Origin of the sequence: Gordonia zhaorongruii (genome assembly GCF_007559005.1) — a bacterium.
GTDB classification, from domain to species: Bacteria; Actinomycetota; Actinomycetes; order Mycobacteriales; family Mycobacteriaceae; genus Gordonia; species Gordonia zhaorongruii.
In genome coordinates this window covers 2,756,322-2,775,697 of record NZ_CP041763.1, presented here as the reverse complement: position 1 = coordinate 2,775,697, position 19,376 = coordinate 2,756,322, and the positions used below count along the sequence as shown (strand labels likewise).

Here is a 19,376-nt window from a genome sequence, read left to right as displayed (position 1 = left end):
CATGGGCATCACCCGCCGGGCGTGGGCGATCATCGCCGTCGTCGTCGTCCTCTGCCTGATCGCCGGAGGCGTGTGGTTCGGCGTCAAGCGCGCGACCACGCGGACCGTCACCGCGTACTTCCCGCATGTCGCCAGCCTGTACGAGGGAGACGACGTGCGGGTCATCGGCGTGCCGGTGGGCAAGGTGACCGAGATCGATCCGCGCAAAGACGATGTGCGAGTCGTCATGAGCGTGGACAAGGAGACCCCGATCCCCGCGGACGCGCGTGCCGTCGTCGTCGCGCAGTCGCTGGTGTCCGGGCGCTTCATCCAGTTGACCCCCTCGTACTCCGCCGGCCCGAAGATGGGCGACAACGCCGACATCCCGATGGAGCGGACCGCCGTTCCGATGGAATGGGACGACGTGAAGAAGCAGCTCGATGAGCTGTCGACGGCGATCGGTCCGGACGGCGCGGACAAGGGCACGGCGGCGCGCGCCGTCGACACGTTCGGGAAGAACCTGGAAGGGAACGGCCCGGCGATCGCCGATTCGATAAAGGAGATGTCCGCAGTGATGGGGACGCTCTCGGACAATCGCGACGACGTGTTCGGCACGGTCAAGAACTTGCAGAAGCTGACCGACGTGCTGTCGACCAGCCACGAGCAACTCGTGCAGTTCAACGGCCGGATGGCCACGGTCAGCGATGTGATCGCGGGCAGCGACCGGGAACTCGGCGACGCGATGACCAACCTCAACGAGGCGATCGGCCAGCTCGAGGGCTTCCTGGGCGAGAACAGCTCGACCATGGTCTCGACGGTCGACAAGCTGGCTCAGCTCTCGGGCACTCTCAAGCGCAAGGACCAGCAGCTGCGCGGACTTCTGCACTCGGCGCCCACACAGCTCGCCAACTTCTTCAACATCTACAACCCGCTGCTCGGTTCGCTCGACGGCGTGTTCGGCCTCGGCATGGGCAACAATCTGATCACCTTGCTCTGCGGCAGCATGGCGTCGACCGGGCGACCGGAGGACTCCGGTTCGGACATCGAGCACTGCGTCGACGTGGTGGCGCCGATCATGAAGGACATCGTGGTCAACTACCCGCCGTTCATGGCGAACCCCGTCATCGGCCGGGCAGCGAAGCCGGACCAGATCGAGTATCAGGACGCGAGCGTCCGGGCGCGGGCCCGTGAGGGCGTTCGGGAGCGTGACAAGGAATCGCGTGACGCGATGCCCGATCCGCTGACGAAGCTCCTCGTGCCGTTCGGGGGTGACCGATGATCTCCCCGGGCAAACGGCTGGCCGCTCTCGCGGTGGGGGTCGCGATGATCGTCCCGCTCGCGGGTTGCGGGAGTGACGGGATCACGTCGCTCGCCTCGATCGGCGCGCCCGGAACCGGCGGCGACGCCTACGAGATCACCGCACGCATCCCGTCCGCTGCAGGTCTGGTGAAGAACGCTCCGGTGATGATCAACGACACGACCGTCGGCAGCGTCGGCGATATCGAGATCAAGGACTGGACCGCGGAAGTGGCGCTGCGCCTCGATAAGGGCGTCACGGTGCCGACCGGTTCGCACGCGATGATCGGCATGACCAGCGTTCTGGGGTCCTCGCACATCGCAATCGTGCCGCCGGAGAAGAAGTCCGGTGAATTCGTCAAGGAAGGCGGCAGCCTTCCACTGCCGAGCTGCCCGGAGCAGAAGAACATCGCGCTGCCGGAGGGCAAGCCGGTCCCGGACATCACCGCGGCGCAGCAGGTGGATCCGTGCATGTACCCGACTACCGAGCAGGTGCTCAGCTCGCTGTCTGTGGTGCTCAACGGCGGCGGTCTGTCGCAGGTCGGTGATGTGGTGCACGAGTTGAGCGACGTGTTCGGCGGCCACGGCAAGAATCTGCGCAGCCTGATCCCGCGGCTCGACACGCTGGTCGGCGATCTGGACGACCAGACCGGGAACATCATCTCGGCGATGGAGGGGCTGGACCGTCTGACCGCGAGCATCAACGCCCAGACGCCGACCGTCGAAAAGGCGCTCGAATCCGGTCCGGAGATCCTTCAGCTCCTGGTGGATCAGCGCAAGAACCTGACGACAGCCCTCGGGAACGTCGGGGACCTGTCGTCGACGGTGAACGACGTCCTGCAGGAGAACGGTGACGACATCAAGACGATCGTTCCGAACCTGCGCGAACTTCTCGAGCAGCTTTCACAGACCGGGCCCGCGTTGGCCGGATCGTTGCGGGTGCTGCTGACCTTCCCGTTCAAGGAGGATCGCATCGACGACATCGTCAAGGGCGACTACGTCAACTCCGATCTGGTCCTCGACCTGACCTTCGGTCGGTTGAACAAGACGATGATCTCGTCGGTGAGCGGTCCGGAGGGCGTCTTCGGCACGCCGGCCCGAGAAGCCAAGCGCGGGGCGAACCCGTTCGCCGCACCGCTCAAGCCGGGCCCCACGAAGCGCAAGCGCAAGGATCCGGCGAACCCCTCACCGAGTGAGCTGGCGCCGAAGAACCCGGCCTCGAGCAATTCCGAGAAGTCGAAGAAGCGGGGTGCGGGAACCAGCACCGCTACCAAGTCGCCGTCCGCGACGAAGAAGAGGGGAGATAACTGATGAAGATCACCCGCTTCGTACGGATGCAGCTGGTCATCTTCAGCCTCGTCTCGATCGTGTCGCTGGTCATCGTCGCCGTCTTCTACATCCGCATTCCGCAGATGTTCGGGGTGGGCAGCTACACCGTCAACTTGACGATGCCGTCGACCGGCGGGCTGTACCAGAACGCGAACGTCAGTTTCCGCGGCGTCGACGTCGGCAAGGTGAAGGGAGTTCACCTGACTTCGGACGGAGTGCAGGCCGAGCTGACCATCGACTCCGGTACCTCGATCCCGAAGAACTCCGCAGCATCGGTGCGAAGTGTCTCGGCGATCGGTGAGCAGTTCGTGGCGTTCAACCCGCCGCAGGACGCGTCGGGGGATTCTCTCGGCGACGGCGACACCGTGCACACCGACGACCTGCCGGTCGAGATCTCGTCGATGCTCGATCGGGCGGATGATCTGCTCGCCGATGTCAGCGACACCGGGGTCCGGTCGCTCATGGACGAGGCGTTCACCGCGTTCAACGGGACCGCGCCCGACCTGCAGCGCCTCATGGACTCCATGACGCTGTTCGTCAACTCGATGGACAAGAACGTCGACTCGGTGATCTCGCTCGTTCGCCAGGCTGGTCCGATTCTGGAGACCCAGAACCGGACCGCCGACGAGATCCGCAGCTGGACCGCCGACATGACCAAGGTGACCGATCAGCTGCGTGCCAGCCGCCCGGACATCAGCGACATCCTCGCCAAGGGGCCCGGAGTCGCGCAGCAGGCAGAGAGCCTGTTCTCGGAGATGGGGCCGGGATTCGAGCGAGGCATCGCGAACCTGCGGGTGGCTGCGCACACCCAGGCGGTGTACCTGCCCAACCTTCGGCAGACGATCGTGCTGTACCCGCGCGTGCTCTCTGCGTTGATCACCGCACTCAACACCGGGTCGAACCGGCACGGCGCCAACGTGAGCTTCGGTCTCGGGTTCCAGGATCCGCCGACGTGCACCGTCGGCTTCCTGCCGCCCGATCAGTGGCGGTTCCCGTCGGCGACCAAGGCCCAGGACCTCCCACCGGGGATGCTGTGCAGGCTGCCGCAGGACTCGAACACCGCGGTCCGCGGCGCTCGAAACTTCCCGTGTGTGGAGTTCCCCGGTCGTCGTGCCCCGACGCCTGCCGAGTGCCGGACCGGATTCGTTCCGTCCGAACGCGACAACGTGGCTCTGCCGAACGGACTACCGGGCACTGACCTGCCGAAACAACCTGCCGGGCACGTGGTGCCGGGTACGCCGACCGATCACGACGCGAGTCCGGCGTCGTACGCGACCACGTACGATCCAAAGACGGGGAAGTTCATCGGTCCGGACGGTAAGACGTACACGACCGAGCTCGGAAACGAGCAAAGCAACCAGAAGAAGCAATGGTACGACCTGATCACGAAAACGGTGAAGTCCTGAAGCCGGAATCCGACGGCCCGAAGAAGGAAACAAGCTCGGTACAGCGGTCCAGTCCGCTGTCGAGGCGTCGGAAGGGGACGCGACCCGGTCCCGAGACGCCTGCGGCTGCCGAGCCCGCAGCAGACGACAGCGCCGCAGACGACAGCGCCGTAGACGGCAATGCTGATGGCAGCTCGGTAGACGACACGGCGGCAGAGCATGCCGCGGACGATGCCGCGAAGACGAGTACTGCTGACACGAGTGCTGCTGACGCGAGCTCCGCAGCGGATGCGGACACCGCCTCCACGGAGGATGCGGATTCCGCTTCGGCGGACGATCGGCAACGGGAGGTCCGGTACCGCGAGCGTCGAACGTCGGTGAAGGCGAAAGCGCCCGTCGGGAAGGGATCGTCGGCTCCGGGAAAGCTGCTGCCCGCGCTGGCCGTCTCGCTCGCGGCGCTCGTGCTGATCGGCGCGATCGTCGCGACGGTGATCTTCACCGTCCTGTCGTCGCGCATCGATGACAAGCGGGACCTGCGCGCCGAGTACAACCAGTTCGCGCAAGAGGCGATCGTGACGATGACCACCTTGAATCCGAAGAACGCGGACAAGTTGCAGGCATTCGCGAAGGAGCACACGAGCGGTCGGGCGCAGCAGCAGATGCGCGACTCGATCAAGCAGGCGGCCGAACTGATCCGCAAGGACAACATGAAGACCGAGACGACGATCGCTGCGTCGGCAGCCGAGAAGGTGGAGGCCGACTCGGGCTCGGTGCTCATCGTGTTCGCGTGGAAGGCCACCGCCCCGGAGGATCCGGAGCACCCGGACGTCCAGACGTTCCGCGCGCGGGTCGATATGACGCGGATCAACGGCGAGCTGAAGATGACGAACCTCGAGTGGGTGAACTGATGAGTGCGAAGATGCGACTGCTGGCCGGAGTAGGCGGCCTCGTGCTCGTCGCGGCGATCGTGGCCGCGGTGCTGACCGGCATCCGCTACTGGAGCATGAACGCCGAGGAGGACGCCCGTGCGTCCGCTGCGGTGGCTGCCGGGCAGTACACGAAGGTGATGTTCGAGCGCGACGCGAAGACGGTGGCCACGAACGTCGACCGGACGATGGAGTTCCTGGTCGGGTCGGAGCGTGAGAGCTTCCAGAAGAACATGACCGACTACCACGTCGTCGACGAGGTGAAGAAGCAGAAGATCGTCACCAAGGTGACCATCCAGGGCACGGCCGTCATGGAGAACACCCGTGACTCGGCGAAGGTCCTGGTCTTCATGAACCAGTCGTCGAGCCGCGGAACGACCGAAGAGGCTCAGGTCGACGCGAGCAGGCTCGTGTACGACATGACCCGCCAGAGCGGCGAGTGGAAGATCTCCGGGATCGACATCCTCGACGACAACTCGCTCCGTGACCGGGTCGAGAAGGTGGATGCGCCGCCATCGACGGCGGTGCCGATCCCGGGCGGCGGCGAGAAGCCGGCCGCCCCGGGCTCCGGACAGAGCCAGGCTCCCGCACCCGCACCCGGGGGCTGACGGGGCGCCCGAACTCGGTGAACTGAACGGACCATGCGAAGAAGCGCCGCCGCACCAGGAGTGCGGCGGCGCTTCTCGCGGGGGATTCAGCCGGTCAGTTCGATGTGTAGCCCATCGGCATGAGGATCGCCTTGTGCTCCAGGTATCCCTCGAGGCCTTCCTTGCCGTTCTCACGCCCGATGCCGGACTTCTTGTAGCCGCCGAACGGGGACGATGGATCGATCGCGTACCAATTGATGCCGACGGTCCCGGTTCGGATCTGCTTGGCGACGTCGACGCCCTTCTCGACGTCGGCGGTCCAGACCGAGCCTGCGAGACCGTAGTCGGAGTCGTTGGCGATCGCGATCGCCTCGTCCAGGTCGTCGTAGGCGATGACACTGATGACCGGACCGAAGATCTCCTCGCGGGCGATGGTCATGTCGTTGGTGACACCGGTGAAGATGGTGGGACCGACGAAATTGCCGGTGCCGATCGACGGCGCGGGTACCTCGAGCACTGCGGTCGCGCCCTCGGCTTTGCCCTTCGCGATGTAGCCGGTGACCTTCTCGTGCTGCTTGTCGTTGATGATCGGTCCGACCTTGGTCTCCGGATCGTCCGGCAGACCGGGGGTGAACGTCGATGCGACGTCGACCATCGCCTGCACGATCTCGTCGTGGCGCGCACGCGGGACCAGCACACGTGTCTGGGCGACGCATGCCTGACCGGCATTGAGAACGCCGGAGAACACCAGCATCGGAGCGCTTGCCGCGACATCCGCGTCGTCCAGGACGATGGCCGCGGACTTGCCTCCGAGTTCGAGTGAGACGCGCTTGAGTTGCTCCCCGCAGCGTGCCGCGATCGTCTGGCCGGCCGCGGTGGAGCCGGTGAAGGTGATCTTGTCGACGCCGGGGTGGTCGACGAGCGCCTTACCGGTCTCGACGCCGCCCGGGACGATCGAGATGACGCCTTCGGGAACGCCTGCTTCGGTGAAGATCTCGGCGAGCATGTTCGCGTTCAGGGGAGTCTCGGGGGCGGGCTTGAGCACCACCGAGCAGCCGGCCGCCAACGCGGGCCCGAATTTGTTGCAGAAGAGGAACAGCGGAACGTTCCATGCGATGATCGCGCCTACGACGCCGACCGCTTCGCGCACCACCCGGGTCTCCCCGAAGATTCCGGTGCGCGTCTCCTCCCACTGGTACTCCTCGGCCGCCGCCGCGTATGCGTCCAGGCAGCCGGTTCCGGCCAACTGCTGCAGCGTGGCGACGTCACCCGGCGTCGCCCCCATCTCGGCGGAGACCAACGCGCCGATCTCGCCGGCTCGCTCGTTGATCAGTTCCACCGCGCGACGGATGACCGCTGCCCGTTCCTTCGGCGGAGTGTTCCGCCAGACTCCCGAATCGAAGGACGTGCGCGCCGCGGAGACCGCGGTGTCGACGTCCGTTGCGTCGGCGGCCGGGACCGATCCGACTTTGTCGCCGGTCGCCGGTGAGTGGACCTCGAGCACGTCGGCGGAGTGCGGGGTCACCCACTTGCCGCCGATGTACAGCTCAGTGGTCTCGATCGGGTCGCTCATGGGGGCTCCAGACATCGTGAGAGGGTTCGGATTCTCTCGATACTAGAACAAATTCTAGAACACGTTCTACAAATCTGAGCCGGATGCGCCCCGATGCTGCTCGGTGCCGCAGCTACCGAGCGGGCCCGATCACTGGGCTGCGGACTGCGGTGGAGCGTCGATCACGACCTCGAATTCGAGGAGGTCGGCTCCGCTCGCTACCGGCTTCCGGTCGCTCTTGTGGGCGGCCCTGGCATCGCCGTTCGCCCATGCGTCGAAGCTCTCCTCGTCCTCCCACTGGGTCACCACGAAGTAGCGGTCCTCGCCCTTGACCGGGCGCAGGAGCTGGAATCCCAGGAACCCCGGCGACCCGTCGACGGCGCCGGCGCGCGCCGCGAAACGCTTCTCGAGTTCGGGGCCGGCGCCCTCGGGCACGCGGATTGCATTGATCTTCACAACAGCCATGGGGCCGAGCTTACGCGGGGACACGACGATGCGGTCGGCGCTCAGACCACGCCGCCGGCGCACACGGACGATAGGCTCGGGCACCGTGGAGTCGTACCCCGTGCCCGTGCCGTCGATCGCAGGTGCCGACCTGCTCGATCACGGTGGACTGGAAACCGGGGACGGCGGGTTCGGCGCGATAGTGCTGGTCCACGGGCTGATGGGCAGGGGCCGCACATGGGGACGGCAGATTCCGTGGCTCCAGCGTTACGGCCACGTCTTCACCTTCGACTCCGCGAACCATCGGGGTGCGGAGTCCGTCGACCCCGGCGATATCTCCACGGAGCGATTCGTCGCCGACCTCGCTGAGATCCTGACGTGGATCGACCGTGGGCCCGCAGTCCTGATCGGCCACTCGATGGGCGGACTGCACTCCTGGTGTGCGGCGGCCGAGTTCGAGGAACTGGTGACGGCCCTCGTGGTCGAGGACATGGCGCCGGACTTCCGGGGCCGGTCGACTGGTGCGTGGACGCCGTGGTTCGAGAGCTGGCCCGACCAGTTCGAGAACATGCAGGCTGCCGTCGACATGTTCGGCGACGTCGCGGGCAGGTACTTCTACGAGGCGTTCGACGACGGGCGGCTGCACGGCTCGATCCCAGTCTGGACCGACATCGCCGATGAGTGGGCCAACCGGGACTTCTGGAAGCAGTGGGAGGCCGTGGCCGCGCCCGCGCTCCTACTGGAGGCGGAGTACTCGGTCACGCCTCCGGGGCAGATGGCGCGGATGGCGGACCGCCCGGGAACCACCTACCTCCGTGCCGACGGTGCCGGGCATCTCGTGCACGATGACGCCCCCGGCGTCTTCCGCGGTGCGGTGGAAGCCTTCCTGTCGGGGTTGCCCCGCTGATTTCGACTCGGTCGTCGCTTCGCTCCTCCCGGCTCAATCATCGAGTTGGGAGTCGATCATCGAGACGGCCGGCCACTCCGTCATCGGTCGGACGGGGCCTCGCCTGCGAGGTGGAAGAGGCCGTCATCGGTGACTTCGACCAGTCCGTCGACCAGCAGGGAGTCGAGTGCGCGGGCGCGCTGCCCTGGATCGCGCTCCCAGGCGACGTCGAACGCGGCACCCTCCACCGGGCCCGAGGTCGCGCGCAGTACATCGAGGAGCCGTCCGCGCGCCTGCCGGTCGGTGCCCTCGAACTTCTGGGTTCTCCGTGCGGGCCCCGCGTGTTCCGGCCGCCCCGATGCGACCCACGTGCACGTAGCTTCGAGCGGGCACCGACCGCACCGGGCCTCACGAGCAGTGCACACAACGGCTCCGAGTTCCATGAGGGCGGCCGAGAAGCGCGGTGCCTCAGGAGCCGGGGACCCGTCCGGCGAACGCGGGAGCAGTGCTTCGGCGTCAGCGAGATCGCGGCGGCTCGGGTTGCCCGGGTGCTGACGTCCGTGCACGGCCCGGGCGATCACTCGGCGCACATTCACATCCACGACCGGCACTCGTCGCCCATAGGCGAAACAGGCGACCGCGCGAGCCGTGTAATCGCCGATGCCGGGCAGATCCAGCAGGGTCTCGACGTCGTCGGGGACCACGTCGCCGTACTCGGACGCAAGCACGCGCGCGCACTCGTGAAGCCGCATCGCACGGCGTGGATACCCGAGCTTTCCCCAGGCTCTGACTACCTCGCCGACCGGTTCGGCCGCCATCGCGGATGGGACCGGCCAACGGTTCACCCAGGCGGTCCACGGCTCGATCACCCGAGCGACGGGCGTCTGCTGAAGCATGATCTCGCTGATCAAGATCTGCCAGCCCGATAACCCGGGTTCACGCCACGGGAGATCCCGGTGGTGGCAGTCGAACCAAGCCACCAGATGGTGAGGTGGCACACTAGGCGACATGAAAGATCTCTCCCCCGCGGAAGCATGGGCGGTCCTCAAAGAGGGCAACCAGCGGTTCGTAGACAATGCCCCGATTCATCCGAGTCAGGGTACCGCCGATCGTGAGCGTCTCGTCGGCGGCCAGTCGCCCCATGTGGTGCTGTTCGGTTGCGGTGACTCGCGGTTGGCTGCGGAGATCATCTTCGACCAGGGGCTCGGCGACATGTTCGTGGTGCGCACGGCAGGCCACGTGCTCGACGAGGCCGTCATGGGCACGATCGAGTTCGGTCCCGACGTACTCGACGTACCGCTGATCGTCGTGCTCGGGCACAGCAGTTGCGGGGCGGTGGGGGCGACGCTGGAGGCGCTCGACAACAACACGCTTCCGAACGGATACGTCCGGACGATCGTCGAGAAGGTCACGCCCAGCGTGCTCGCGGGCCGTGCCGAGGGGATCTCGGACTACTACGGCTTCGTCGGGCGCCACGTGAAGGAGACCGTGCACCTGCTGATGCAGCGCAGCCGGGTCATCGCCGAACGCGTCGAAGCCGGGAGTCTCGCGATCGTCGGCCTCAGCTACAGCCTCGACGACGCCCGCGTACAGGTTGTGGAGACTGTCGGCGACATCGGTGAATAGCCGGCCCGAATAGCTGGGCGAGTATCACGCCAATCCGCGACACGCCGCGCCGCGTCGCCGTCTGCGCCGGGTTTGCGGCGATAACCTGGCATCGTGATCGATCCACAGGGACCCCTGCCTCCCGAGGTGTACTGGCGACGCCGCGTAGTCGGCGTGGTCGGAGCAGTAGTCGCTGTCGCCGTCGTCATCGCGTTGATCGTATGGGCCGGAGGCAGCGGCTCCGGCGACGATTCGGATCCGCAGAACGCAGCCGCGGCGTCATCCACCGCAGACGCCGCCCCGCCGAAGCCGCCCGCGCCCTCGAGCGCGAAGAAGGATTCGCCGGTATCGAGTGAAGCCCCGAGCGGCGGTGGCGATCACGGGCAGGGCGGCGACCCCAGCGCCGCACCGGAGTCCGGCGACCCCGCGAAATCCTCTGCTCCGGAGGCCGCTCCTGCGGGACGCGACGGCAACACGTGCGCCGACCAGGGCCTTTCGGTGGTCCTTTACACGGACAAGCCGACGTACGCTGCAGGAGATCAACCCGAGTTCACCATCGTCACGACGAACGGCGGACTCGCCGAGTGCTCTCGCGACATCGGTAAGAACGCACAGAACGTGATCGTCCGATCACTCGATGGGGCACGCACCCTGTGGTCCGCGCAGGACTGCGCTCCCGACAAGACCGTCAACGAACAGGTTCTCCGTCCGGGGCAGCAGGTACGCGACACGATCACCTGGTCGGGTACGACGAGCAGCCCTGGATGCAAGAAGCCGCGCACCCAGATCCCGGCGGGTGGCTACCAGGCCATCGCCAAGCTCGGCGAGAAGGAGTCGGCGCCCATCACGTTCAACGTGGTGCGCCCCGCTCAGCAGTAACACCTCGCCGCGGGCTCCGCGAACCCGTTGGGGCGCTGAGCAAGCGATGATTCAGGGCAAGTGTTCGAACGGACCGGCGATCGCGTCAGTCGAAGCGCTCCAGGCTGCTCTCCGCGAGCCGGGACAGTCCTTCCCGGATGTGCCGAGCCCAGATGCTGCCGATTCCCTCCACCGCTTCCAGATCGGCTGCGCTGCTCGCCAGCAACGACTGCAGAGTGCCGAAATTCCGTACGAGACGGTCGATATGAGCGAATTGCAGCCGCGAGATGCGCGCCAGCAGGCGATATCCACGCGGGCTCATCGCGGTGTCCTGGGAGTCGAGCGTCGTCGGATATCCGAACGCCCCGGCGACCATGGTCAGGTCGAGCAGATCGGCGTCCGAGAGTGATTCCACGGATTCCAGGATCTGCCGGACCTGCTCGGTGCCCGCGGGTTCGGGGCTGGCGTGATAATCGCGGACCAGTAGTTCCCGCATCGTGTCGTTGTCGCTGATCAGCTCTTCGAGTTGCAGCGCGACCTGGCGACCGTTGACACCGAGTTCCAGTACATAGGCGGCGATCTCGATCGAGACGCGCCGCACCATCTCCATGCGCTGAGCACTGCTCATCGCGTCCCGCAGCAGAACGTAGTCCTCGATCTCGGCACGCGAGAGCTGCGAACTCACCTCGTCCAGTCGCGACTTGTAGCGTTCCAGGGTCGACAACGCGACATTCGCTCGCGAGAGGATCGCGTCCGGATTCTCCACCACGCGGCGCTGACCGTCGACGTAGACGCTGACGATCGACATCGACGAGCTGACGGCGATCACCGGCACCTTCATCTGCACGGCGGTCCGCTCGGCGGCGCGATGCCGGGTACCGGATTCCTCCGTCGGGATCGCCGGATCAGGAACCAGCTGGACGTTGGCGCGCACGATGCGCCGCCCGTCCGCGGACAGCACCACCGCGCCGTCCATCTTCGCGAGCTCACGAAGCCGTGTCGGTGCGAACTCGACGTCGAGGTGGAATCCGCCGTCGCAGATGCGCTCCATGTCGTCGTCGTATCCGAGCACGATGAGTGCGCCCGTACCGCCGCGCAGAATCCGCTCCAGCCCGTCACGGAGCCCGGTGCCGGGTGCGACGCGGCGCAGCGTCTGGCGCGTCAGGTCCGACCAGGTCTGGTCTGCCCTCGACGTGTCGTTCATCGCATATCGCCTCTCGCGGTCAACGTGGCTTCGGTGAGTACCGGACCACCAGTTAGCGTATCCGGATGTGAAAACCACTTTTGTTCCACCCGCAGACCTCGAACCGCTGACGCGGCACCCGAAGGCGACTCCTCCCGGTGAGCGCATCAGTCTGCACCACAGCATGTGCTTCGGCTGCGGCGCGGATGCGCCGGTGGGCCTGCGGCTCGATGTCCTCGCCGGAGAGGGGCTGACAGTCACCGCGGAGATGGAGGTCGTCGACTGGATGCAGGGCGGCCCCGGGGTGATTCACGGCGGCGTGCTGTCAGCGGCCTTCGATGAGGTGATGGGCACCTCTCCGCTGCTGATCGGTGCACCGGTGGTGACGGCGCACCTGGAGGTCGATTACGCGAAGCCCATACCGCTGGGGTCGACGCTGCACTTCTCGACGCGGATTCTGGGTCGGCAGCGACGCAAGGTCTACATCGAGGCACGTGCGCACCTGGGCGATCCGGAGCAGCCCGTCGCCGGTGCCCATGCCCTGTTCATCGTGATCGATGTGAAGGAGCACTTCGCCGACTACCTCGATAAGCGGGTGACGTCTTCGCGTCCCTGACGAGACGGTCGGGAACCTGTGCGCGACCGGCGATCCGCTAGAAGGGTGCATCGACCAGGTGCGGTCGGCGCGAGGTCACGGCTTGCATGGCGTCGGCGAGGTGCGAGACCTTGGTGATCGAGATGCCTCGGGGAAGTTCCTCGTCGGTGCCTGCGGGAATGATCGCGTGGCGGAAACCCAGCCGCTTAGCCTCCGCGACTCGCCGGGCCGTCGATGAGACCCGCCGGATCTCGCCTGCGAGACCGACCTCGCCGATGGCGACGGTCGTCGACGGTACGGCCTTGTTATCCGCCGACGAACCGATGGCCAGGAAGATTGCCAGGTCGGCCGCCGGTTCGGTCACCTTCATGCCGCCCACCGTCGACGCGTAGACCTCGCTCTTACCGGTCTGGATCTTGGCGTGCTTCTCCGCGACGGCGAGCATCATCGCGACGCGCGCCGCGTCCAGTCCGGATACCGCGCGCCGCGGCGAGGCCATCTCCGTCTTGTTGAGGAGAGCCTGGATCTGCCCGACCATCGCGCGCCGGCCGTCCATCGCCACGAGCGCGACGCTGCCCGGTACGTCGGCGGGATGCTCGTGAACGAAGATGCCCGACGGGTCGCTCACCTGGTGAATGCCGTCGGACCGCTGCTCGAAGCATCCGACCTCGTCGGATGGTCCGAAGCGGTTCTTGATGCCGCGCACCATGCGCAACGACGAATGCCGGTCGCCCTCGAAGGCGAGCACTACGTCGACGAGGTGCTCGAGGGAGCGTGGGCCCGCGACGTTGCCGTCCTTGGTGACGTGGCCGACGAGGATGATCGCTATCCCGCTGGTCTTGGCCAGTGACACCAGAGCGGTGGTGACCGCCCGGATCTGGGTCACGCCACCCGTCACGCCGTCGACACCGGTCGCCACCAGGGTCTGCACCGAGTCGACGATCAGCAGACTGGGACGGACGTCCTCCACGTGTCCGAGGACCGTTGCGAGATCGGTCTCGGCGGCCAGATAGACGTTCTCGTGCACGGCGCTCGTGCGCTCGGCACGCAGACGGACCTGGCCCGCCGATTCCTCGCCGGTGACGTACAGCGCCGTCTTCTCCTGCGCCGCCCAGTACTTGACGGTCTCGAGCAGCAACGTCGACTTGCCGACGCCCGGCTCGCCCGCGAGCAGGACCACGGAACCCGGCACGATGCCGCGACCGAGCACGCGATCGAACTCGGCGATGCCGATCGGGACCGCACTGGACGTGCCCGCATCGACGTCGGTGATGCGTCGCGCGGGGCTACGAGGCACCACCGACGAGGTGCCCGACGATGCAGCTGCGGGCACGCCCTCCTCGATCGATCCCCATTCGCCGCAGTCGGGGCACCGTCCGACCCACTTCGCGACCTGATGACCGCATGCAGTGCACCGGAAGACCGCCTTGGATTTAGCCACGGCCCAACTCTATGCGGGGATGCCGACAATCGAGTGGGGAGAGGTCACGTCATCGCCGAGACGGAGCGGGGGGCGAACCGGAGGGCGAGCGACCGGGCGGGCCGCAGACCGGGCCACCGGGAGCGCAGGTCATGAAAAAGCGCCCCGGCCGATCGGCCGGGGCGCTCGAAGAAATTCGGTCAGTGCTCGCCTTGCTCGGCGCGGGCATCCGCGATCGCGTCCCGGCGCTCGGGGAGCGTGCCCGCATCGACCGGTGTCTCGACCGAGGTCTGAACGGTCTCGATCCGCTTGCCCGAGAGGTCGTGGACCTCGAACTTGAACACCAACGGCATGTTGAGACCCGGACGGACGCCCTTGGCGTTGCTCAGCGTGACGGTGCCGCGCTCGATGTCGGCTGCCTGCGCTGCACCCGTGTTGACGTTCGCCGGAACACCGGCGATGAGAACACCGTTCGGTGCGATGGTCGAGCCGCCGGTCTGCGACGCGGAGTCGCCCGACTTCGGCGGGGTGATCTCGACGTTCGAGCCCTGCGGACCGATGATCTCGACGAGCTTGATCTCCCGGGTCGGGCTGTCGTTCGCAATGGCGAACGAGACGTCGAACGGACCGCCCTTGTCGAAGGTCGCGTCGGAGTTCTTCACCGGGTAGACGATCTGTGCGTTGCGGATCGAGATCTGGCCGTTCGAGATCGTCTCGCCGTTCATCTCGCTCGGCGCGAGACCGATGGTTCCGGCTCCACCGTTGACGGCAGGAAGCTGGTTCGTGGTCTGCGAGATCTTGCCTGCGCTGCAGGCAGTGGAGCCGAGGGCGATCGCGACGCCGAAAGCGCCGACGGCCGCAGCCTTGGCCAGACGGCCGGTAGTCCGATTGAGCACTGACACCTTTTCCTCCGGGTGGTCGTCGCACTGTCCGCCGGATGCGAACGCTCACTACGCAGCGTAGTGGGCGGGAGCCGGAAAAGTTCCCTCGGGGCCGTATATTGCACCGTGAATTACGGCCGTATCATACGGAACCTGGGTTGACCTGCACCGTTGGAAAGGGTGTCAGGGGGTGGGTGTTACACTGGTAACACTCGAAAGGGGCAGGGAACATTGAATTTCAAAGTTGGCGACACCGTTGTGTACCCCCATCACGGTGCTGCTCGAATTGACGACATCGTCGTTCGAACCATCAAGGGTGAAGAAGTCGAATACCTGGTTCTGAAGGTCGCAGACGGCGACATGACGGTGCAGATCCCCTCCAGCAAACTCGACTACGTCGGCGTACGCGACGTAGTCGGTGAAGAGGGTCTCGACGAGGTATTTCAGGTACTGCGTGCCGAACACGCCGAAGAGCCCACGAACTGGGCCCGCCGTTTCAAGGCGAACCAGGAGAAGCTGAACTCGGGGGACATCATCAAGGTCGCCGAGATCGTCCGCGACCTCTGGCGTCGTGAGCAGGACCGAGGTCTGTCCGCGGGCGAGAAGCGCATGATGACTCGCGCTCGCCGTGTTCTCGTCGACGAGCTCTCGCTCGCTCGGAACACCGACGACGAGAAGGCCGACAGCATCCTCGACGAGATCCTGGCTGCGGCGTCCTGAGTGTGATGGCCGGCCGTGTGGCCGCGCTCATCCCCGCCGCAGGTACGGGCGCCCGACTGGGGGAGCCCAAGCCGAAGGCATTCGTGGAAGTCGGCGGGACGACGCTGCTCGAACGCAGCGTCGCCGCCGCACACGAGTCGGGGGTGGTCGACGAGATCATCGTCGCAGTGCCCGCGGATCTGGTGGCCAGCGCCCGGGATCTGGTGCCGTCGGCGCGTGTCGTCGCCGGGGGTGCTGAGCGAAGTGATTCGGTACGTGCCGCGCTCGCTGTCACCGACGCCCAGTTGGTGCTCGTGCACGACGCTGCTCGTGCTCTCACGCCTCCGTCGTTGTTTGTCGACGTCGTCGCCGCGCTCCGTGACGGCGCACTCGCGGTGGTCCCCGGACTTCCGGTGGCCGACACCCTGAAACAGGTCGATGCCGCCGGGTGGGTGGTCGCCACGCCCGATCGGAACCCGTTGCGTGCGGTGCAGACTCCGCAGGGGTTCGCCGCCGATGTGCTCCGTGGCGCACACGCCGAATCGGGTGACGCCACCGACGATGCCGGACTGGTTGAGGCCGCCGGCGTCTCGGTCCAGGTGGTGACGGGGGACGCGATGGCGTTCAAGGTCACGACGGCGTTCGATCTGACTCTCGCCAGGATGCTGGCCTGACCGCAGCTGGCTGCCGCTGCGTGGCGCAACGGTGCAATGCCGGAGCGGCCGCGTGGAGAATCTGCGACACAATGGCAGCGACAGCGGGACCCGAGACGTAAGGAGACGCCAGCCATGCGCGTGGGCATCGGTACGGACGTTCACCCGTTCGAGCAGGGACGGGACTGCTGGATGGTGGGGCTGCGGTTCGACGACGCGGATGGATGCGCGGGACATTCCGACGGAGACGTCGGAGTGCACGCGTTGTGCGACGCGCTGCTCTCCGCAGCAGGCCTCGGCGATCTGGGGCTGGTATTCGGTGTCGGTCGCCCGGAGTGGGACGACGTCACCGGCGAGACGATGCTGCGGCACGTGATCGGACTTCTCGACACAGAGGGATTCGTGCCGGAGAACGCCGCCGTGCAGATCATCGGCAATCGCCCCAAGATCGGGCCTCGGCGAGCCGAAGCCCAGGAACTGCTGTCGGGCCTGGTCGGAGCGCCGGTCTCGGTGTCGGCGACCACCACCGACGGCCTGGGTCTCACCGGCCGCGGCGAAGGTGTTGCGGCAGTGGCGACTGCGCTGCTGTCCCTCAAGTAGAATCGCAGGTCGTGACCCTACGTCTGTTCGACACCGCATCCCGAGAGGTCCGCGACTTCGTTCCGCTCCGTCCCGGCACTGCGTCCGTGTACCTGTGCGGCGCCACCGTCCAAGGTGTGCCCCACATCGGTCATGTGCGCAGCGGAATCGCCTTCGACGTCCTGCGTCGATGGCTCGAGTACCGCGGCCACGATGTGCTGTTCATTCGCAACGTCACCGATATCGACGACAAGATTCTCCGCAAGGCCGACGAGGCAGGCCGTCCCTGGTGGGAGTGGGCGGCGACGCACGAGCGGGAGTTCACCCGGGCGTATGACGCGCTCGGTGTGCTGCCGCCGTCGGCCGAGCCGCGTGCCACCGGGTTCGTCACGCAGATGGTCGAGTACATGGAGCGGCTGATCGACCGCGGCCACGCCTACGTGGCTGACGGCAACGTCTACTTCGATGTGCGCAGCCTCCCCGATTACGGTCAGCTGTCCGGTCACAAGCTCGACGACCTCCATCAGGGGGAGAGTGCGGGCACCGGTAAGCGGGATCCTCATGATTTCACTCTGTGGAAGGCGGCCAAGCCCGGCGAGCCGTCGTGGCCGACGCCGTGGGGACCCGGCCGTCCCGGCTGGCACCTCGAGTGCTCTGCGATGGCCACGTCGCTCCTCGGCGCTGAGTTCGACATCCATTGCGGTGGAATGGATCTGGTGTTCCCGCACCACGAGAACGAGATTGCGCAGAGTCACGGCGCGGGCGACGGATTCGCACGGTACTGGCTGCACAACGGCTGGGTGACGATGAGCGGCGAGAAGATGAGCAAGTCTCTCGGCAACGTCGTGTCGATCCCGGCGATGATGACGAAGGTGCGTCCGGTCGAGTTGCGCTACTACCTGGGCAGCGCGCATTACCGCTCGATGCTGGAGTACTCCGATGCGGCCCTCCACGAGGCGGCGGCCGGTTATCGACGAATCGAGTCGTTCGTGAACCGGGTGGCGGACCGGGTCGGCGACGTCGAGGTCGGAGAGGTGACGGACGAGTTCGCTGTCGCTCTCGACGACGACATCGGGGTTCCGGCGGCGCTGGCCACTGTGCACAATGCGGTGCGGGAGGGCAATACGGCACTCGAATCGGGCGACGGTGCGAAAGCTCTGGCCATCGCCGGGGCGATCCGGGCGATGTCGGCGATCCTCGGCACCGATCCGCTGGATGAGCGGTGGGCCGCCTCGACGGCCTCCGACGAGGCCGCGACGGCGGCGCTCGACGTGCTGATCGGTGCGGAGCTGGACCGACGCGCAACTGCGCGGGCGGCAAAGGACTGGGCGGTCGCGGACGAGGTGCGTGACCGGCTCGCTGCGGCGGGCGTCGATGTGACCGATACCCCCGACGGCGCTCAATGGGCGCTGACGACGAAGGGCAACTGATGGCGGGCAATTCCAAACGCAAAGGCGCCGTTCGCAAGACGGGCTCCAAGAAAGGGCAGGCCGTCGGGTCCGGCGGGCAGCGACGTCGCGGTCTCGAGGGCCGTGGAGCGACGCCCAAGGCCGAGGAACGCGTCTACCACGCGAAGTACAAGAAGGCCAAGGCTGAGGCGAGGTCGTCCGTGGGCCGGCAGCGATCGCACCGCAAGTCCGAGGACGGACCGGAGTACGTACTCGGTCGCAATCCGGTCGTCGAGTGTCTGCGCGCCGACGTGCCGGCCACCGCGCTGTACGTGATGACATCGATCGACGCCGACGAACGCGTGCGTGAAGCGGTGCACACCGCGGGCGATCGAGGTATCTCGATCCTGGAGGTCGGTCGGCCCGAGCTCGACCGGATGACCCCGAATGGCATGCACCAGGGCATCGCGTTGCAGGTGCCGGAGTACCGGTACGCCCATCCCGACGACCTCCTGGCCGATGCCCTCGCTTCGCCCGAACCGCCGCTCCTGGTGGCGCTCGACAACATCACCGACCCGCGGAACCTGGGCGCGGTCGTCCGCAGCGTCGCCGCGTTCGGCGGCCACGGTGTGCTGATCCCGCAGCGGCGCAGTGCCGGAGTGACCGCTGTCGCCTGGCGCACCAGCGCCGGAGCGGCAGCACGGCTGCCGATCGCGCAGGCTCCCAACCTGACCCGCACGCTGGTCGATTGGGCCAAGTCGGGCGCCCAGATCGTCGGACTCGATGCGGGTGGCGACGTCACACTCGATGACTACGACGGCACCGGGCCGACCGTTGTGGTGGTCGGTTCCGAGGGCAAGGGGCTGTCCCGTCTGGTTCGCGAGACGTGCGATTCGGTTCTCTCGGTGCCGATGTCCGGCGATGTCGAGAGCCTGAACGCCTCGGTTGCCGCGGGAGTGGTCCTCGCGGAGTTCGCACGGCAGCGACGCATGTCCTGACGCCTCGGCAGCTCGTCGGGAAACGGCCGATCCGAGCCGGTTCCCTTCCTGGAGAGGGCGAAACGGGCGATAGCGACATGATTCGCCTCTCTCGCCACCCTTCAGTATCGAGTGAATGACGTTACAGTCACGC

Annotated in this window: 20 protein-coding genes; 14 read left to right on the top strand and 6 right to left on the bottom strand. The window is 66.7% G+C overall.

Features of this window, described 5'->3' with window-relative positions; translation table 11 throughout:
- Position 1 precedes the first annotated feature (1 nt).
- The 5 genes from FO044_RS12905 to FO044_RS12885 are packed head-to-tail and all read left to right on the top strand — an operon-like array spanning position 2 to position 5,523.
- The gene (locus tag FO044_RS12905) at positions 2-1,258 is read left to right on the top strand and encodes an MCE family protein (protein WP_132992286.1); all 1,257 of its coding nucleotides are present in this window, start codon (positions 2-4) and stop codon (positions 1,256-1,258) included.
- The gene (locus FO044_RS12900; RefSeq protein ID WP_143965777.1) at positions 1,255-2,586 is read left to right on the top strand and encodes an MlaD family protein; all 1,332 of its coding nucleotides are present in this window, start codon (positions 1,255-1,257) and stop codon (positions 2,584-2,586) included. Before FO044_RS12905 ends, FO044_RS12900 begins: the two co-directional genes overlap by 4 nt.
- Positions 2,586-4,010 carry an MCE family protein gene (locus FO044_RS12895; RefSeq protein WP_143965776.1) on the top strand — a complete coding sequence of 475 codons (1,425 nt, stop codon included), beginning with the start codon at positions 2,586-2,588 and terminating at the stop codon, positions 4,008-4,010. The genes FO044_RS12900 and FO044_RS12895 overlap by 1 nt, the downstream gene beginning before the upstream one ends.
- Complete coding sequence (locus FO044_RS12890) at positions 3,974-4,897, top strand: hypothetical protein (protein WP_143965775.1); 924 nt, start codon at positions 3,974-3,976, stop codon at positions 4,895-4,897. The genes FO044_RS12895 and FO044_RS12890 overlap by 37 nt, the downstream gene beginning before the upstream one ends.
- Positions 4,897-5,523 carry a hypothetical protein gene (locus tag FO044_RS12885; RefSeq protein ID WP_186290552.1) on the top strand — a complete coding sequence of 209 codons (627 nt, stop codon included), beginning with the start codon at positions 4,897-4,899 and terminating at the stop codon, positions 5,521-5,523. Before FO044_RS12890 ends, FO044_RS12885 begins: the two co-directional genes overlap by 1 nt.
- A 94-nt stretch (positions 5,524-5,617) precedes the next feature.
- On the opposite strand, the gene FO044_RS12880 is transcribed toward FO044_RS12885, so the two are convergent.
- A complete protein-coding gene (locus FO044_RS12880) occupies positions 5,618-7,075 on the bottom strand; it encodes an aldehyde dehydrogenase (protein WP_132992282.1) in 1,458 nt (485 codons plus the stop codon).
- Positions 7,076-7,204: 129 nt separating this feature from the next.
- Complete coding sequence (locus FO044_RS12875; RefSeq protein ID WP_132992281.1) at positions 7,205-7,519, bottom strand: antibiotic biosynthesis monooxygenase family protein; 315 nt, start codon at positions 7,517-7,519, stop codon at positions 7,205-7,207.
- 85 nt (positions 7,520-7,604) lie between these two features.
- Between FO044_RS12875 and FO044_RS12870 the strand changes: the two genes are divergently transcribed.
- A complete protein-coding gene (locus tag FO044_RS12870) occupies positions 7,605-8,405 on the top strand; it encodes an alpha/beta fold hydrolase (RefSeq protein WP_425323584.1) in 801 nt (266 codons plus the stop codon).
- An 80-nt stretch (positions 8,406-8,485) separates the two neighbouring features.
- On the opposite strand, the gene FO044_RS12865 is transcribed toward FO044_RS12870, so the two are convergent.
- Positions 8,486-9,394, bottom strand: a complete 909-nt coding sequence (locus FO044_RS12865) for an HhH-GPD family protein (protein ID WP_143965773.1) — start codon at positions 9,392-9,394, stop codon at positions 8,486-8,488.
- Between FO044_RS12865 and FO044_RS12860 the strand changes: the two genes are divergently transcribed.
- On the top strand, positions 9,393-10,010 hold the full coding sequence (locus FO044_RS12860; protein ID WP_132992278.1) for a carbonic anhydrase: 618 nt from the start codon (positions 9,393-9,395) through the stop codon (positions 10,008-10,010). The genes FO044_RS12865 and FO044_RS12860 overlap by 2 nt on opposite strands.
- A gap of 93 nt (positions 10,011-10,103) precedes the next feature.
- Complete coding sequence (locus FO044_RS12855; RefSeq protein ID WP_132992277.1) at positions 10,104-10,868, top strand: hypothetical protein; 765 nt, start codon at positions 10,104-10,106, stop codon at positions 10,866-10,868.
- Between the two features lie 85 nt (positions 10,869-10,953).
- Here FO044_RS12855 and disA read toward each other — a convergent pair whose 3' ends face one another.
- Positions 10,954-12,051 (bottom strand): DNA integrity scanning diadenylate cyclase DisA, encoded by a 1,098-nt coding sequence (gene disA, locus FO044_RS12850; RefSeq protein ID WP_132992276.1) that lies wholly within the window; start codon positions 12,049-12,051, stop codon positions 10,954-10,956.
- A 67-nt stretch (positions 12,052-12,118) separates the two neighbouring features.
- On the opposite strand from disA, the gene FO044_RS12845 reads away from it, so the two are divergent.
- Complete coding sequence (locus FO044_RS12845; RefSeq protein WP_244945764.1) at positions 12,119-12,646, top strand: PaaI family thioesterase; 528 nt, start codon at positions 12,119-12,121, stop codon at positions 12,644-12,646.
- Between the two features lie 37 nt (positions 12,647-12,683).
- Here FO044_RS12845 and radA read toward each other — a convergent pair whose 3' ends face one another.
- Both radA and FO044_RS12835 read right to left on the bottom strand, forming a co-directional pair.
- A complete protein-coding gene (radA, locus tag FO044_RS12840; RefSeq protein ID WP_132992275.1) occupies positions 12,684-14,066 on the bottom strand; it encodes a DNA repair protein RadA in 1,383 nt (460 codons plus the stop codon).
- A gap of 179 nt (positions 14,067-14,245) precedes the next feature.
- Positions 14,246-14,947 carry a copper-binding protein gene (locus tag FO044_RS12835; RefSeq protein ID WP_143965772.1) on the bottom strand — a complete coding sequence of 234 codons (702 nt, stop codon included), beginning with the start codon at positions 14,945-14,947 and terminating at the stop codon, positions 14,246-14,248.
- Between the two features lie 210 nt (positions 14,948-15,157).
- Between FO044_RS12835 and FO044_RS12830 the strand changes: the two genes are divergently transcribed.
- The 5 genes from FO044_RS12830 (at position 15,158) to rlmB (ending at position 19,243) form a co-directional block, all read left to right on the top strand.
- Positions 15,158-15,646 carry a CarD family transcriptional regulator gene (locus FO044_RS12830; RefSeq protein ID WP_132992273.1) on the top strand — a complete coding sequence of 163 codons (489 nt, stop codon included), beginning with the start codon at positions 15,158-15,160 and terminating at the stop codon, positions 15,644-15,646.
- 5 nt (positions 15,647-15,651) lie between these two features.
- Entirely contained in the window at positions 15,652-16,299 is a 648-nt protein-coding gene (gene ispD / locus FO044_RS12825; protein WP_143965771.1) for a 2-C-methyl-D-erythritol 4-phosphate cytidylyltransferase, read from the top strand.
- A gap of 114 nt (positions 16,300-16,413) precedes the next feature.
- Positions 16,414-16,878, top strand: coding sequence for a 2-C-methyl-D-erythritol 2,4-cyclodiphosphate synthase (gene ispF / locus FO044_RS12820; protein WP_132992271.1), 465 nt, complete (start codon positions 16,414-16,416; stop codon positions 16,876-16,878).
- Positions 16,879-16,889: 11 nt separating this feature from the next.
- Positions 16,890-18,287: a cysteine--tRNA ligase gene (cysS, locus tag FO044_RS12815; protein ID WP_143965770.1), complete on the top strand. Its 1,398-nt coding sequence runs from the start codon at positions 16,890-16,892 to the stop codon at positions 18,285-18,287.
- The gene (gene rlmB, locus FO044_RS12810; RefSeq protein ID WP_132993347.1) at positions 18,287-19,243 is read left to right on the top strand and encodes a 23S rRNA (guanosine(2251)-2'-O)-methyltransferase RlmB; all 957 of its coding nucleotides are present in this window, start codon (positions 18,287-18,289) and stop codon (positions 19,241-19,243) included. Before cysS ends, rlmB begins: the two co-directional genes overlap by 1 nt.
- Positions 19,244-19,376: the final 133 nt, after the last annotated feature.

What these genes read in the sequence shown, in the direction of transcription:
- FO044_RS12865 (WP_143965773.1), bottom strand. Translation starts at nt 9,394, where the DNA reads ATGTCGCCTAGTGTGCCACCTCACCATCTGGTGGCTTGGTTCGACTGC.
- FO044_RS12905 (WP_132992286.1), top strand. Translation starts at nt 2, where the DNA reads ATGGGCATCACCCGCCGGGCGTGGGCGATCATCGCCGTCGTCGTCGTC.
- FO044_RS12875 (WP_132992281.1), bottom strand. Translation starts at nt 7,519, where the DNA reads ATGGCTGTTGTGAAGATCAATGCAATCCGCGTGCCCGAGGGCGCCGGC.
- FO044_RS12900 (WP_143965777.1), top strand. Translation starts at nt 1,255, where the DNA reads ATGATCTCCCCGGGCAAACGGCTGGCCGCTCTCGCGGTGGGGGTCGCG.
- rlmB (WP_132993347.1), top strand. Translation starts at nt 18,287, where the DNA reads ATGGCGGGCAATTCCAAACGCAAAGGCGCCGTTCGCAAGACGGGCTCC.
- FO044_RS12860 (WP_132992278.1), top strand. Translation starts at nt 9,393, where the DNA reads ATGAAAGATCTCTCCCCCGCGGAAGCATGGGCGGTCCTCAAAGAGGGC.
- ispF (WP_132992271.1), top strand. Translation starts at nt 16,414, where the DNA reads ATGCGCGTGGGCATCGGTACGGACGTTCACCCGTTCGAGCAGGGACGG.
- FO044_RS12890 (WP_143965775.1), top strand. Translation starts at nt 3,974, where the DNA reads ATGGTACGACCTGATCACGAAAACGGTGAAGTCCTGAAGCCGGAATCC.
- FO044_RS12880 (WP_132992282.1), bottom strand. Translation starts at nt 7,075, where the DNA reads ATGAGCGACCCGATCGAGACCACTGAGCTGTACATCGGCGGCAAGTGG.
- disA (WP_132992276.1), bottom strand. Translation starts at nt 12,051, where the DNA reads ATGAACGACACGTCGAGGGCAGACCAGACCTGGTCGGACCTGACGCGC.
- FO044_RS12895 (WP_143965776.1), top strand. Translation starts at nt 2,586, where the DNA reads ATGAAGATCACCCGCTTCGTACGGATGCAGCTGGTCATCTTCAGCCTC.
- FO044_RS12885 (WP_186290552.1), top strand. Translation starts at nt 4,897, where the DNA reads ATGAGTGCGAAGATGCGACTGCTGGCCGGAGTAGGCGGCCTCGTGCTC.
- ispD (WP_143965771.1), top strand. Translation starts at nt 15,652, where the DNA reads ATGGCCGGCCGTGTGGCCGCGCTCATCCCCGCCGCAGGTACGGGCGCC.